The 12,731-nt window shown below is 72.1% G+C and carries 14 protein-coding genes and 1 pseudogene; 4 read left to right on the top strand and 11 right to left on the bottom strand.

Annotated elements, in window-relative coordinates:
• Positions 1–49: 49 nt before the first annotated feature.
• From ACIA5C_RS42540 to ACIA5C_RS42520, 5 genes and pseudogenes are all read right to left on the bottom strand, one after another.
• Positions 50–943, bottom strand: a pseudogene (locus ACIA5C_RS42540) (NADP-dependent oxidoreductase); the annotation flags it as partial.
• Positions 944–953: 10 nt separating this feature from the next.
• Positions 954–1,736 carry an NAD(P)-dependent oxidoreductase gene (locus ACIA5C_RS42535; RefSeq protein ID WP_396065807.1) on the bottom strand — a complete coding sequence of 261 codons (783 nt, stop codon included), beginning with the start codon at positions 1,734–1,736 and terminating at the stop codon, positions 954–956.
• Entirely contained in the window at positions 1,733–2,743 is a 1,011-nt protein-coding gene (locus tag ACIA5C_RS42530) for an amidohydrolase family protein (RefSeq protein ID WP_396065805.1), read from the bottom strand. Before ACIA5C_RS42530 ends, ACIA5C_RS42535 begins: the two co-directional genes overlap by 4 nt.
• The gene (locus ACIA5C_RS42525) at positions 2,740–3,414 is read right to left on the bottom strand and encodes a 4-carboxy-4-hydroxy-2-oxoadipate aldolase/oxaloacetate decarboxylase (RefSeq protein WP_396065803.1); all 675 of its coding nucleotides are present in this window, start codon (positions 3,412–3,414) and stop codon (positions 2,740–2,742) included. The genes ACIA5C_RS42530 and ACIA5C_RS42525 overlap by 4 nt, the downstream gene beginning before the upstream one ends.
• A complete protein-coding gene (locus ACIA5C_RS42520; protein ID WP_396065801.1) occupies positions 3,414–4,529 on the bottom strand; it encodes a zinc-binding dehydrogenase in 1,116 nt (371 codons plus the stop codon). Before ACIA5C_RS42520 ends, ACIA5C_RS42525 begins: the two co-directional genes overlap by 1 nt.
• 55 nt (positions 4,530–4,584) lie before the next feature.
• Between ACIA5C_RS42520 and ACIA5C_RS42515 the strand changes: the two genes are divergently transcribed.
• Together ACIA5C_RS42515 and ACIA5C_RS42510 are read left to right on the top strand one after the other, a co-directional pair.
• Positions 4,585–5,487 (top strand): ABC transporter substrate-binding protein, encoded by a 903-nt coding sequence (locus ACIA5C_RS42515; RefSeq protein WP_396065799.1) that lies wholly within the window; start codon positions 4,585–4,587, stop codon positions 5,485–5,487.
• A gap of 10 nt (positions 5,488–5,497) precedes the next feature.
• Positions 5,498–5,947 (top strand): RpiB/LacA/LacB family sugar-phosphate isomerase, encoded by a 450-nt coding sequence (locus ACIA5C_RS42510; protein WP_396065797.1) that lies wholly within the window; start codon positions 5,498–5,500, stop codon positions 5,945–5,947.
• Between the two features lie 9 nt (positions 5,948–5,956).
• Here the strand turns inward: ACIA5C_RS42510 and ACIA5C_RS42505 are convergent, their stop codons facing one another.
• On the bottom strand, positions 5,957–6,919 hold the full coding sequence (locus ACIA5C_RS42505; RefSeq protein ID WP_396065795.1) for an SDR family NAD(P)-dependent oxidoreductase: 963 nt from the start codon (positions 6,917–6,919) through the stop codon (positions 5,957–5,959).
• A 57-nt stretch (positions 6,920–6,976) separates the two neighbouring features.
• On the opposite strand from ACIA5C_RS42505, the gene ACIA5C_RS42500 reads away from it, so the two are divergent.
• Complete coding sequence (locus ACIA5C_RS42500; RefSeq protein ID WP_396065793.1) at positions 6,977–7,591, top strand: hypothetical protein; 615 nt, start codon at positions 6,977–6,979, stop codon at positions 7,589–7,591.
• A 9-nt stretch (positions 7,592–7,600) separates the two neighbouring features.
• Here ACIA5C_RS42500 and ACIA5C_RS42495 read toward each other — a convergent pair whose 3' ends face one another.
• Together ACIA5C_RS42495 and ACIA5C_RS42490 are read right to left on the bottom strand one after the other, a co-directional pair.
• Complete coding sequence (locus ACIA5C_RS42495) at positions 7,601–8,284, bottom strand: class I SAM-dependent methyltransferase (RefSeq protein ID WP_396065883.1); 684 nt, start codon at positions 8,282–8,284, stop codon at positions 7,601–7,603.
• An 83-nt stretch (positions 8,285–8,367) separates the two neighbouring features.
• Entirely contained in the window at positions 8,368–9,087 is a 720-nt protein-coding gene (locus ACIA5C_RS42490; protein ID WP_396065791.1) for a TetR/AcrR family transcriptional regulator, read from the bottom strand.
• An 86-nt stretch (positions 9,088–9,173) separates the two neighbouring features.
• Between ACIA5C_RS42490 and ACIA5C_RS42485 the strand changes: the two genes are divergently transcribed.
• Positions 9,174–10,622 (top strand): MFS transporter, encoded by a 1,449-nt coding sequence (locus ACIA5C_RS42485; RefSeq protein WP_396065789.1) that lies wholly within the window; start codon positions 9,174–9,176, stop codon positions 10,620–10,622.
• Here ACIA5C_RS42485 and ACIA5C_RS42480 read toward each other — a convergent pair.
• The 3 genes from ACIA5C_RS42480 to ACIA5C_RS42470 are packed head-to-tail and all read right to left on the bottom strand — an operon-like array spanning position 10,590 to position 12,728.
• Positions 10,590–11,438, bottom strand: a complete 849-nt coding sequence (locus ACIA5C_RS42480; RefSeq protein ID WP_396065787.1) for an alpha/beta fold hydrolase — start codon at positions 11,436–11,438, stop codon at positions 10,590–10,592. The genes ACIA5C_RS42485 and ACIA5C_RS42480 overlap by 33 nt on opposite strands.
• On the bottom strand, positions 11,419–12,246 hold the full coding sequence (locus ACIA5C_RS42475) for a 3-methyl-2-oxobutanoate hydroxymethyltransferase (RefSeq protein ID WP_396065785.1): 828 nt from the start codon (positions 12,244–12,246) through the stop codon (positions 11,419–11,421). The genes ACIA5C_RS42480 and ACIA5C_RS42475 overlap by 20 nt, the downstream gene beginning before the upstream one ends.
• Positions 12,246–12,728, bottom strand: a complete 483-nt coding sequence (locus ACIA5C_RS42470) for a hypothetical protein (protein ID WP_396065783.1) — start codon at positions 12,726–12,728, stop codon at positions 12,246–12,248. Before ACIA5C_RS42470 ends, ACIA5C_RS42475 begins: the two co-directional genes overlap by 1 nt.
• Positions 12,729–12,731: the final 3 nt, after the last annotated feature.

The following is a 12,731-nucleotide window of genomic DNA, read 5'->3' as shown; positions in this document are numbered from 1 at the left end:
TATCTGCGTGGTCGGGGCCGGCTGCCCTGTCATCACTCATCTGGTCGACCAGGAGGACCAGTTTGGCGCGGGTCTTGCCGGCCTCGCTGACGCGGTGGGCCTCGGCTATGTCGGCGAGCGGGAAAGTTTGGACCGGTGGGGGCGTGAAACGGCCGGATTCGATCAGGGGGCCGATCTCGGTGAGGATGTGGAGTGCTCGGCCGGTGTCGCCCCGGCTGAACCGGACGCCGTACCGCTGGGCGCCCTCGAAGTCGGCGACCGTCACCACGTGGCCGGGCCCCCCGGCGAGTTCGATCAGGTCGGGCAGGACGCCGCTGCCGGCGACGTCCAGAGCCCGGTCGACGCCGTCGGGGGCCAGCTCCCGCACCCGCGAAGCCATCCCTTCGCCGTAGGCGACCGGGGTGGCGCCGAGCGAGCGCAGATAGTCGTGGTTGGCCGGGCCGGCGGTGCCGATGACGCGGGCGTTGCGGGCGACGGCGAGCTGGGTGGCGGCGCTGCCGACGCTGCCGGAGGCGCCGTTGATGAGCAGCGTCTGGCCGTCGCCGACGCCGAGCTGGTCGAGGGCGCGGGTAGCCGTCTCGATGACGGACGGCAGGGCGGCCGCTTCGGCGAAGTCCAGCGAGGCCGGGATCGGCGCGTAGAAGGACAGCACGGCCGACGTGGCTTGAGCCGCGCCCTCGGCGGACAGGCCGAACACCCGGTCGCCGGGCGCCACGCCGGTGACGCCGGGGCCTACCTCGTCGACGATGCCCGCAGCCTCGTAGCCCAGGGTCTGCGGGAGCTCCGGGTCCATCCGGCCCTGGCGTTTCTTCCAGTCGCTTGCGTTGACGCCGGCCGCGCGCACCACGATCCTGACCTGGCCGGGGCCGGCGTGCGGGTCGGGGAGTTCGACGATCTCGAGGACTTCCGGGCCGCCGAACCGGGCGAAACGTGCTGCCTTCATGAGCTCCAAACTACGGTGTGAGCAGCTCCCGCACCGAGTCAACGGTGACCGCGGGCATCAGGCGGCGGGACAGCTCGGCCACGGGCAGGTGCTCGCCGGCGGCCGCGGCCATCGCGGCGGCGACGTCGATGTCCTTGGCCCACCAGGTGAACTTCATCAGTTCGAGTTCGCGCAGGGTCCGGGAATCGGTTCCGCCCTGCTGCAGCGCGTCCCGCAGGGCCGCGGGCTTGACGCCGTACGCCTCGGCGAGCCGGAACGACTCGACGATGGCCACGATCTCGGCCCAGTGGATGAGGTTGCCGGCCGCCTTCCCGACCTGTCCCGCGCCGACCGGGCCGAGCACGTGATAGCCGCTCGCGATGACGGCGAAGACGTCCTCGAGGCGGGTCGCGACCGCCGGATCGCCGCCGACGAGCAGGTTGAGCGTGCCGCCCTCGGCGCCGCGGATGCCGCCGGTGAGCGCCACGTCGAGCAGGTCGACGCCGTGTTCGGCCGCCGCGCCGGCCAGACTCCGGCAGGTTTCCGGCCGCACCGACGAGCAGATCGCGACCACCTGGCCGGGCCGGGGGTGCGGGGCGGCGAGCAGGTCGGTCACGACCGCGGTCACGTCGTCGTCGGTCGGGACCACGACCAGGACCAGGTCGGCCGCGTCGAGCCGGTCGACCCGGCGTACGCCCGCAAGCGTGACGTGGGGATCGAGGCCGAGCACCGGAAAGCCGTGTGCGGCCAGCCGCGTGGCGATGGGCCGGCCCATCGCGCCCAGGCCGGCCACCCCGACCACCGGGCGGTTCACGACAGCACCTTGTCGAGGCGCGGGTAGACGGTCCGGGCGTTCTCGGAGGCGATGCGTTCGCGGTCGGCCGGCCGGAGCGGCGCCGACGCGAAGTAGGCCGTCGTGTCGTCCCACGACCGGCCGGTGGTGGGATCGTCGCCGCGGACCGCGCCCAGCATCTCGGCCGCGAAGAGCAGGTTGCGGGCGGGGACGACCGACGTCAGAAGGTCGAAACCGGCCTGGTGGTAGACGCAGGTGTCGAAGTACACGTTGCCCAGCACGTGGTCGCGCAGTGGCGGCCGGCCCAGCCGGGCCGCCAGGCCCTCGAAGCGGCCCCAGTGGTAGGGGACGGCACCGCCGCCGTGCGGGATCACGAACCTCAGCGACGGGAAGCGGGCGAACAGGTCGCCGGCGACCAGCTGCATGAAGACCGTGGTGTCGGCGTTGAGGTAGTGGCCGCCGAGCGTGTCGACCGCCGGATTGTCCGAAGAGGACACGTGAATCATCGCGGGCACGTCGAGCTCGGTCATCACCTCGTAGAGCGGGAACCAGAACTCGTCGGTGAGCGGCGGCGCGGTCCAGAAGCCGCCGGACGGGTCGGGGTTGAGGTTGCAGCCGACGAAACCCAGTTCCTCGACGCAGCGCCGCAGCTCGAGTATCGGCTCGACAAGGGAGCCCCCGGGGGTCTGCGGCAGCTGGCAGACGGCCGCGAACCGGCCCGGGAACAGGCCGGCGACCCGGTGCACAAGGTCGTTGCTGACCCGCGCCCAGTCGCGCGCCACCGAGCGGTCGGGGCGGTGGTGTTCCATGCCCGAGGCCTTCGGGGACAGGAGCATGAGGTCCTCGCCGCGCTCGTCCATCAGGCGCAGCTGGTTGCGTTCGATGGATTCGGCGATCTCCTGATCGGAGATCGCCGGTGGGTCGGGCCGGGCGGTCCGGCGATCGTCCATCCAGGCGATCTGCTTCTTCCGGTACGCGGTGAGCCCGGCCGGAGTCGTCGTGTAGTGACCGTGGATGTCGATGATCATTGGTAGGTCAGTCCTTCGGCGGCGAGCGCGTCACGCATGTTCGACACGTCGAGGCTGAGCTCGCCGGCCGCATAGCGTCGGCGGGACCGGGCTTCCTTCTCCTCGCGGGCCCGGGAGGCGGCCAGCACCTGCGAAGCGTCGGCGCGCGGAACCACGACCACGCCGTCGGCGTCGGCCACCACGACATCGCCCGGGTCGACGATCTGGCCCGCGCAGACGATCGGCACGTTGACGCTGCCGAGTGTCTCCTTGACGGTGCCGGTCGCCGATACGCAGGCCGACCAGACCGGGAAACCCATCGCCTCGAGCTCGGCGACGTCGCGGCAACCGGCGTCGATGACCAGGCCGCGCACGCCCCGGTAGGCCAGGGCGGTCGCGAGCAGCTCGCCGAAGTAGCCGGCGTCGGAGAACGAGGTCGGCGCGACGACCAGCACGTCGCCCGGCCGGCACTGCTCGACCGCGACGTGCAGCATCCAGTTGTCGTTCGGCGGGACGCTGACCGTGACCGCGGTGCCGGCGATGTGGGCGCCCTTCCAGATCGGCCTGATCCGGGGACGCATCAGGCCGGTGCGGACCTGCGCCTCGTGGACCGTGGCCACGCCCAGGCCGGCGAAGGCGTCGACGAGATCGAGCGGCGTGCGCGGCGGGTTCTGGTTGACGACGTGGGCCATCAGAGGTCCCGCCAGGGCAGCAGCGACACGTGGATGACGTCCTCGCCGGCCTCGCCGCCGACCGCCCGGATCGCGGTGTCGACGTCGGCCAGGCCGTACGTGTGGGTGGCCAGCTCCTCGAGCGGGAACCGGTGCGACGCCAGCTGCGCGAGCGCGAGCTCGCACGAGCGGAAGCTGTGCCCGCGGGCGCTCTTGATGGTGATCGCCTTCTCGGTGAGCTTCTTCACCGGGAAGGCGGGGAACGCGGCCAGCTCGCCCTGGATCAGCAGCGTGCCCTCGCGGCGCTTGAGCACGTCGATGCCGAGCAGCACCGGGGCGGTCCCGGCGCCGGCCGTGCAGTCGAGCACCACGTCGACCCCTCGGCCGCCGGTGATCTCGCGGATCCGCTCGCGCGGGTCCTCGGACGTGACGTCGATGGTGAAGTCGGCGCCCAGCCGACGTGCGAGGTCGAGGCGGGCCTTGTCGCGGGCCGTCCCGGTGACGACGATCAGCGAGGCGCCGGCCTGCTTGCACGCCACGACCTGGGACAGGCCCTGCTGACCCGGCCCCTGGATGAGCACCCGCGAGTCGTAGCCGACGCCGCCGTCGACCAGCGCCCACTCGATGCCGTTGGACAGTGGGGTGACGAGGCCGCCCAGCTCGGCGGTGACGTCGGCGGGAACCCGGTGCACGACGGCGTTCCACGGCAGGTACAGGTATTGCGCGAAGCCGCCCCAGAGCCGGCCCGGCTTGTCGGAGGAGGTGTAGCCGTAACGGCGGGCGTCCGGGTTGGTGCGCCAGTCGGTCAGCTCGCAGTGCCGGTACTGTCCGATGCGGCACCACTCGCAGCGGTAGCAGCCGACGTAGTGCTCGACGAAGACGCGGTCGCCGTCGCGTACGCCATGGCGCTCGCGGAAAGCCGCGCCGGACCGTTCGATGATGCCGATGTTCTCGTGGCCCATGATGACCGGGCCGGGGAACGGCGGCTTGCCGTACATCTTCACGTCGGTGCCGCAGATGCCGGCGACCTCGACCCGCATGAGCGCGGAGCCGTCCGCGATCTCGGGCATTCCGAACTCGCGGATCTCGGTCGTGCCCGGCGCCGTGCGAACCGCGGCGAGGACGGTCCCGGCCATCTGACCCCCAGGGGTTTAGAAGACTAATGGTCTAACCGTTTGCTACCATACCAACGTGCTGACCTCAGTTTCCAGGCCCTCGGAAATCAACCGGGCGGTCACCGACGGCTCGGTGCAGCCGGCCGGTTACCAGCTCGACTGGCAGGACGTTCCGGTGCTCGTGCAGGCCTTCCGGCGGATGGTCCGATCGACCGAGTTCGACGTGTGCGAGATGGCGGCCACGACCTACCTGGTGGCCAAGGAGCACGGCGCGGCCTTCACCGCGCTTCCGGTCTTTCTCGTACGCGGGTTCCACCACGGCGCCATCGTGCGTCTCGACCGCGGCCCGATCGATCATCCGAAGCAGCTCGAAGGGCGGTCCGTCGGGGTCAACCGCGGCTACACGGTGACCACCGGGGTCTGGGCGCGGTCCGTGCTGCAGAACGAGTACGGCGTCGACCTGTCCCGCATCACGTGGGTGCTGTCCGGTGACGAGCATGTGGCGTCCTACCGCCCGCCCGCGAACGTGGTCCCGGCCCCGCCCGGCTCCGCCCTCGCCGGCATGGTCGCGTCGGGCGAGCTGGCCGCGGCCATCGGCGTACCCGCCGGCGACGGCCTGGTGCCGCTGATCCCCGACCCGCTCGAGGCCGGGCTGGCCTCGTTGCGCCGCACCGGGATCTACCCGGTCAACCACCTGCTGGTAGTGAAGGATTCGTTGCTGGCAGCCGATCCCGGCCTGGCGCCGACCCTGTTCGAGGCGTTCGCCGAAGCCAAGCGGCGCTACCTGGCCGCAGGAATGTCCGAACTGGACAGCCGCGTCGCCGCAATCACCGGCGCCGACCCCGTGCCGTACGGCATCGAGCCCAACCGGCACGTGCTGCAGGCGCTGGTGCAGGCGGCCCTGAGCCAGCGCATCCTGACCCGCCCGCCGGCGCTCGAGGAGCTGTTCGCACGCGGCACCTGGAACCTGTCGGCCTGAAAGGATCACTGTGCGCATCGCTATCGCGGCCGATCACAACGGGGTCGCCCTCAAGGCCGAGCTGATCGAGCGGCTGACCGCGCACGGGCATGCGCTCGACGACCGCGGCACCGACGGGCCCGAGCCGGTCGACTATCCGGCCCTCTGCCTCGACGTCGGGCACCGCGTGGTCCGCGGCCAGGCCGACCGGGGAATCATCGTGGGCGGCAGCGGCCAAGGCGAGCACATCGCCTGTAACAAGATTCACGGGGTGCGCGCCGGGCTGGGCTTCGATCGGTTCACCACCGAGATCTCGCGTCTCAACAACGACAGCAATGTGCTGATCCTCGGGGCCAAGGTGGTGTCCGCCCCGCTGGCTCTCCAACTTGCCGACCTCTGGCTGACGACCGGGTTCCGTGGTGGTGTCCACCAGCGGCGCGTCGACGCGATCATGGCCATCGAGCGAGACGAGTCCCGGTAGCCGGCGGGATCAGCTCGCGCGTTTCCTGGCGGCGGTCAGGCCGCGCAGGGCGGAGAGGGTCAGCAGGGTGGCTGCGGTGCCGGCGGCGACGGTGGCGCTCGCTACCTGGGTTCTGGTCCAGCGGGCGGGGCCGCCCTCGGTTCTTGGTTTCGGGGTGAAGATGTTGCCGTCGTGGGGGACCGCGGCCTGGCGGGACAGGCCGAAGTTGCGCATCAGCGGGGTCACCAGGGCGTCGTAGAGGGGCGGGAAGAGGACGAAGCCGGCCTGGATCAGGCGATTGGCGGCGCCCACCGTGGCCCCGGTGCGGGGGCGGTCGGCCAGACCGAGAATGGCGTCGGCCACGCGTTCGGGGGAGTCGACCGGCGGGGGTGGGCGGCCCACGAAGCGGGCGTAGTTGGCGGCGCTGGTATAGATCGGGGTGTCCACGCTGCCGGGGGCCACCCAGCAGACGTGCACGTCGGGGAGGTCGCGGGTCTCCTGGCGCAGGGTGCGGAAGAGGCCGCGCAGGCCCCACTTCGCCGTGCTGTAGGCCGACATGTAAGGGACGGTCACATGGGCGAGCAGGGAGCTACCCATGATCAGGGTGCCGTGACCCTGTCGCCGGAAGACCCGGAGCGCCGCCCGGGCCACGTGGGCCGAGCCCAGCAGGTCGGTGGTCACCACCCGGTCGAAGACCTCGTGGGGGAGGTCCTCGAACCTTCCGTACGCCATGACCGCGGCCGTGTCGACCCAGACGTCGATGCGGCCGTGACGCCGTACCGCGGCGGCGGCCAGCGCCTCGACCTCGGCGGCCCGGGTCACGTCGGCCGGCACCACCAGCGGGTCGCCGTCGGCCAGGGCGGCTACCGCCTCGAGGGTGGCGCGGTCCCGGGCGGCCAGCACCACCTGATCGCCGTGAGCGGCGAACGCCAGCGCTGCCGCTCGGCCGATGCCGCTCGACGCGCCGGTCAGGACCACTACCCGCGAACCCATGCGAGGCCCATACCCACACCCGGGGCGCCTATTCCCAGGCACGCCTAAGATCGGTCCATGGCGGCGCGGGACGACGGGTCCAACCCTTCGATCGAGCTCGGCCCGGCTGCGGTGGATGTCATCGAGTCGGGGTCCGAGGAGACGCCGCGCCTGCCGGGCCGGATCGCGCTCGGGTGGGTTCTGGTCCTTGTCGTGCTGGCCGGCCTGACCGGCTACCTGGTCGGACGCCGGCACGGTGCCGACCGCGCGGCGCCCGCGGTCCTGCCGTCGGCCGCTCCGGTGGTCGACCAGGCGGTCGCCGGGACCGGCAAGCGGTGCTCGACCCAGGTGAAGGACCAGCTGGAGCTGGGCGTCGAGGTGGTCAACCGGTCGGCGGGCACCGTGGCGTTGCATCAGCTGCAGGCGATTCTTCCGCTGCGGGGACTGCACGCGGCGGCGGCCACCTGGGGCGGCTGCGGGCAGCTGCCGGCCGCGGGCCGCGGCGGCGACTTTCTGCTGGCCGGCGGCGGCACGACTTGGCTGACGATCACGTTCGACGTGCTGGTCGCCTGCCCGGCGCCGCTGCCGGTGCTGTTCACCGTCGAATATGCGCAGGCCGGGCGGTCCGACTTCGTCGACCTGCCGAGTTTCCCCGACCTCGGCGACGTGCCCTACACCCGCGCCAGGTGCTAGGTGTAGCGGCTAGGGCCGGCTTTTGCGGCCGAGCAGGTGGAAGACGCGGCTGATCCCGCGGTAGGGATCGCGGCGGCTGGCCTGAAGCTCGGCGGCGGCGATCTTCTCGGCCTGGGTGCGGTCGGGGGTGGCGCCGCTGAACTCCAGCCAGTCGGCGAAGAGCCAGACGCCGTACCAGGCCTGTGGTTCGACGTCGTGAGCGCGGAGCAGTTCGCTGAGTTCGCCGACCGTGTCGGCCCGGCTCGGTGCGCCGAGGACGCCGATCTCGGTGCGGGCGTCGAAGGAGGCCAGGGCGTCGTCCCAGCGCTGTTCCAGGGCCGGCCGCACCGCCGACGCGTTCGCGTTGCCGGTCATGATCGAGACGATGCCGCCGGGACGGGCGCAGAGGCACAGTTGCTCGATCATCGGTTCCGGGCGGTCCAGGTAGCCGAGGACGCCGTGGCACAGCACCGCGTCGAAGAGCCGGCCGTCCACCGCTTCGGCGGCTCGCTCGCCGTCGGCCTCGACCAGGGTGACCCGGGCGCCGGCGGGCACCCGCCCGCGGGCCTTGCCGAGCATGGCGGGGGACGAGTCGAGCAGGGTCACGTCGTAGCCGAGCTCGGCCAGGGGGAAGGACTGGTGGCCGGCGCCGCCGCCGACGTCGAGGACCGTGGCCGGGGGTTCCGGCAGGTGGGCGAGCAGGTGGTGGTGCATGACGTACGTGCGTACGTAGCCCTTGACCGAGGCGTAGGCCTCGTCGGCGAATTTGTCGGCCAGGCCGGCCCAGACGTCCCCGCTCATGCGCGGAGACCGTCGAGCATCAGGTTGACCGTGAAGTCGAAGCGTTCGTGGGCCGTGCCGGCGGTGAGCTCGGCGGCGTAGCGCTTGGTGTGGGGGAACGTTCCCGGTAGGGCGGCGAACCGCTCCAGCATCTCGTCGCGGCTGCGGACCCAGGCGCCGCCGTTCCGGGTCGCCCGGGAGAATTCGAGGCTGTAGGCGTTGACGTAGAGCGTCAGCGCGTCGATCGCCCAGGCTGCGATCTGCGGCTGGATGCCACCGGCGAGCAGCACGGCCAGCATGCCCTCGCTGACCCGGAGCGTGTCGAGGTTCGACGGGGCGGCGGCGAAGGCGGCCTGCGAAATGCCGGGATAGCGCAGGTACTGGTCGCGCAGCTGGGTGCAGATGCTGACGATCTGCTGCCGCCAGGCCGCGGGGTCGGGCACGGGCAGCGTGATCTCGGCGCAGAGGCGGCCGATGAGCAGCTCGTCGAGGTCCTCCTTGTTGACCACGTGGGCGTAGAGCGAGGACGACCCGGTCTCGAGCGCGGTCGCGACCCGCCGCATGGTCAGGGCCTCGTAGCCCTCGGTCTCGACGATGCCGAACGCGGCGCCGATGATGGCGTCGACCGTGATCGGCTGCTTGCTTCCGCGCGACGGCCCGCGGCGGGGCCCGGGGGTGCTCGAGCCGGTGCTGAGCTGGTGCCGCGCGTCGCGCCGTTGCTGCGGGGTGGGTGACATGAGCGCAGTCTAGCCGGGAACGAGCGGTGTTCTTTCCCATACGAACGGCGCTCGTATTAATACGAGCGGTGCTCTACGGTGAGGGCATGGACAAGCGAGAACCGCAGTCACTGCGGGCGGCCTGGGTGGCACTCACCGGGCTGTCGGCGGTCTTCCTCTTCGAGATGCTCGACAACTCGATCCTCAACGTCGCGCTGCCCACCATCGGGCGCGAGCTGCACGCCTCGACGGTCGCGCTGCAGTGGGTGACCGGCGCCTATGCGGTCGTCTTCGGCGGTCTCATGCTGGTCTTCGGCGCGGTCGCCGACCGCTACGGCCGGCGGCGGGTCATGCTGATCGGCCTGACGCTCCTCGGCCTCGCCAGCCTGGCCACGGCGTTCGTCACGACCGCCGAGCAGCTCATCGCGGTCCGGGTCGTGACCGGCGTCGCGGCCGCGATGACGACGCCGGGTTCGATGGCACTGGCCTTCCGGCTGTTCGCCGAGGACGGCCTGCGGGTGCGGGCCACCACGCTCATCTCGACCGTCGGTCTGGTCGGTCTCGCGATCGGTCCGACCACCGGCGGCTTCGTGCTCGCGGTCGCCCCGTGGCAGGTCCTGCTGCTGGTCAACGTGCCGATCGCGGTGCTCGCGATCGTCGGCATCCGGTCCGGGATCGGCGCCGACCAGCCGGCCGACCTGCACCGCGACCCGGTCGACGTCCCCGGCGCGGCGCTCGGCACGGCCGCGATCGTGCTCGCGCTCGTCACGCCCACCCTGTTCGTCAACCAGGGCACCGGCTCGTGGGCGCCCTGGGCCGGCACCGCCGTCGCCGTCGGGGCCGGAATCCTCTTCGTTCTCCGCGAGCGCTCGGCCCGGTATCCGCTGCTCGACCTGAAGCTCGTCATGCGCCCGCTGGTGTCCAGCGGCCTCGCCTGCAAGGCGGCCGCCGGACTGGCGACCGCCGGCCTCGGCTACCTGGCGACCCTTCAGCTTCAGCTCGACTGGGGCTGGTCGCCCGCCCTCGCCGCGGCCGCCATGCTGCCGCAGGTGGTCGTGCTCGTCGCGGGCGGCGCGTTCGTCAACCCGTTCGTCGAGCGGGTCGGCCTGGAACGGGCGGCCTGGCTCAGCGCCTCGTCGGTCGTGGCCGGGCTGGCCGTCTACGGCCTGCTGAGCCGATTCGGATATGTCTGGATCGCCGTCGCGCTGGTCCTCGTGGCGGCCGGGATGCGCGTCGTCGGCGTGGTCGCCGCGATCAACGTGCTCCGCGGTCTGCCGGCGAACCGGACCACGATCGGCGTCGCGCTCACCGACACCGTCACCGAGGTCGCCTCGGGCGCCGCCATCGCCGCCACCGGCACGATTCTGGCGACGCTGTTCGCCGGCGACCTCGCGACCTCGCACTGGACCGCCGCACAGACCGCGGACTTCCGGACGGCGGTCACGGTGGCCGGCCTGACCCTGACCGTCGTGGCGGGCGCGCTCGTCGGCTGGGGGATCATCCGCACCCGCAACGCTGCCGGGTCAGTGGGCGTCGAGGAACTCCAGCACGCGTGACGGCGCGTTGCCGGCCGTCTGAAGCGCGACCGGCACGTCCCAGAGGTCGGCCCCGGGCAGGCATTCCTCGAGGTAGCGCGCGGCCGAGGGCGCGTGCGAGGCGTCCTGGCCGGGCACGATCAGGGCCGGCACGTCGAGGCTCATCAGGTCCTCCGGCTCGGCCCCGGGAACCGTGTCGCGGTCGTAGAGCAGCCGCGACATGCCGGTGACCAGCACGGCGTACCGCACCGGGTCGAACGACGCGTAAGCGTCGGCAAACGCCGGATCCGTGCGAAGGACGGGTGCCCAGGGGCCGAGCCGCGGGTCCTTGGTGAAGCCGAGCGAGGTCGTGCGGGCCAGCTCGACCACCGCGGCCAGACCCTTTTCCCGGACGAAACTCAGATGGTCGGCGAAGCGCGCGTGCTGGGCGATCCGGTAGCGCGGGCCGCCGGCCGGGGAATAGAGCACCATGCCGCGTGCGAGCGCGGGGTAGGCCACCGCGAGCGCGAGCACCGCGGAGCATCCGACGCAGCCGCCCATCAGGAAGGCGCGGTCGAAGCCCAGGTGGTCGAGCAGTCCCTTGCCCTGGGCCACGTAGTCGGCCCAGCCGAGGCGCGCGAGGCGTCCACCGGAGCGGCCGGACTCGCGGCGGTCGAACGTGATGCAGGTATAACGCTCGGACAGCCGGGGAAGCAGGCCGAGGCGGGCGTAGACGCCGAGCGACGACCAGTTCTCCAGGCGCGAGTCGAAACCGCCGGGGGAGTACATCAGCAGCGGCGGCCCGTCGCCGGTCACCTCGTAGCGCGTGCTGATGCCGTCAACGACCGCTGTCGGCAACGCGGATTCCCCCCTTGATCTGACGGCCGGCGCGCACGTCCGCGGCATAGGCGGCGAGAGCCGAGTGCGCCACTTGCGCTACCTGGGCGTACGTGTCGGCAGGCGTGTCGAGGCCGCTCGCGGCATAGCCGATGGCCGCGTGCGCCATCCGCACCCGCCCGTCGAGCCACGGCCCGCCGCCGAAGCCGCCGAGGACCGGGATCGAGACCGCCTCGGTGACCAGGCGCCCGGCGACCGGCCCGGAATTGGTGAAGTCGATCATCGAGGAGCCGGCCGCCTCGAGGCGCTTGGCCTCGGCGACCAGTTCGCCGGCCAGCGAGTCGGGGACCTGCGCGCCCGCCTTGGACAGGGCCGCGTAGTCGACGCCGTAGCGCAGGGCGAGTTGCGGGGTGACGCCCATCTGCGCGAAGACCGGCACCCCGGCCCGGCGCACCGCTTCCACGCCGTCCAGGTGGTCGCCCGCGCCGTCGAGCTTGACCAGGTCGGCCCCGGTCTCCTTGACGATGCGGATCGCCGCCGCGACCGCGCTCGCCGGACCCTGCTGGAGGGGACCGTAGGGAAAGTCGCAGCAGACAAGTGCCGAGCCGGCCCCGCGCCGGACCGCCCTGGCCACCACGATCATCTCGTCGAGCGTGACCTCGAACGGGTTGGCGTGACCCCACAGGTTGACCCCGACCGAGTCGCCGACGACGAGGAGGTCGGCGCCGGCGCGGTCGGCGATGCGGGCCATCTGGTAGTCCCAGGCGACCACACCGACGATCTTCTCGCCGGACTTCTTGCGGCCGACGAGCGCCGGAAGCGTCGGCATCAGGCACCCACCTCGCCCAGGACCTCGACGATGTCCTGCCGGTCCTCGGTCACCAGAAGGACCCGGGCGTGCGGGCGCAATGCGGTGACCGCTTCGGTGGCCGCCCGGTGCCGGCCGGGGCCGCCCGGGCCGAGCACGATGCCGGCGGTCGTGATGCCGCGCTCCCAGCAGGCGTGCCCGATCGCGTACGCCGCGGCGGCCCCGTCGTCGGCGGTCGCGATCATCATGGCGAAGTCGGCGTCCCGCAGTTCGTCGGCGAGCGTGCCGGCGTCGAACGACGCGATGAAGCGGGTGTCGTGCCAGGGCATCCGGGCCAGATCGCGCACCACGTCGGCGGCGCCCGGGTCGAGGGCGAACACGCGGCTCGTGCGTACGTACGCCGGCGGTTTGTCGATCCGGAAGGCCGCCTCCCGGGCGGTCGTCGCCCAGGCGCAGCTGTTGAGCAGGGTCGGCCTGGCATGAGGGGTAGTGGAAAGGGTCATGGC

Origin of the sequence: Actinoplanes sp. NPDC051343 (assembly GCF_044455125.1) — a bacterium.
Lineage (GTDB): Bacteria > Actinomycetota > Actinomycetes > Mycobacteriales > Micromonosporaceae > Actinoplanes.
This window is presented reverse-complemented; position numbering and strand designations above follow the sequence as displayed.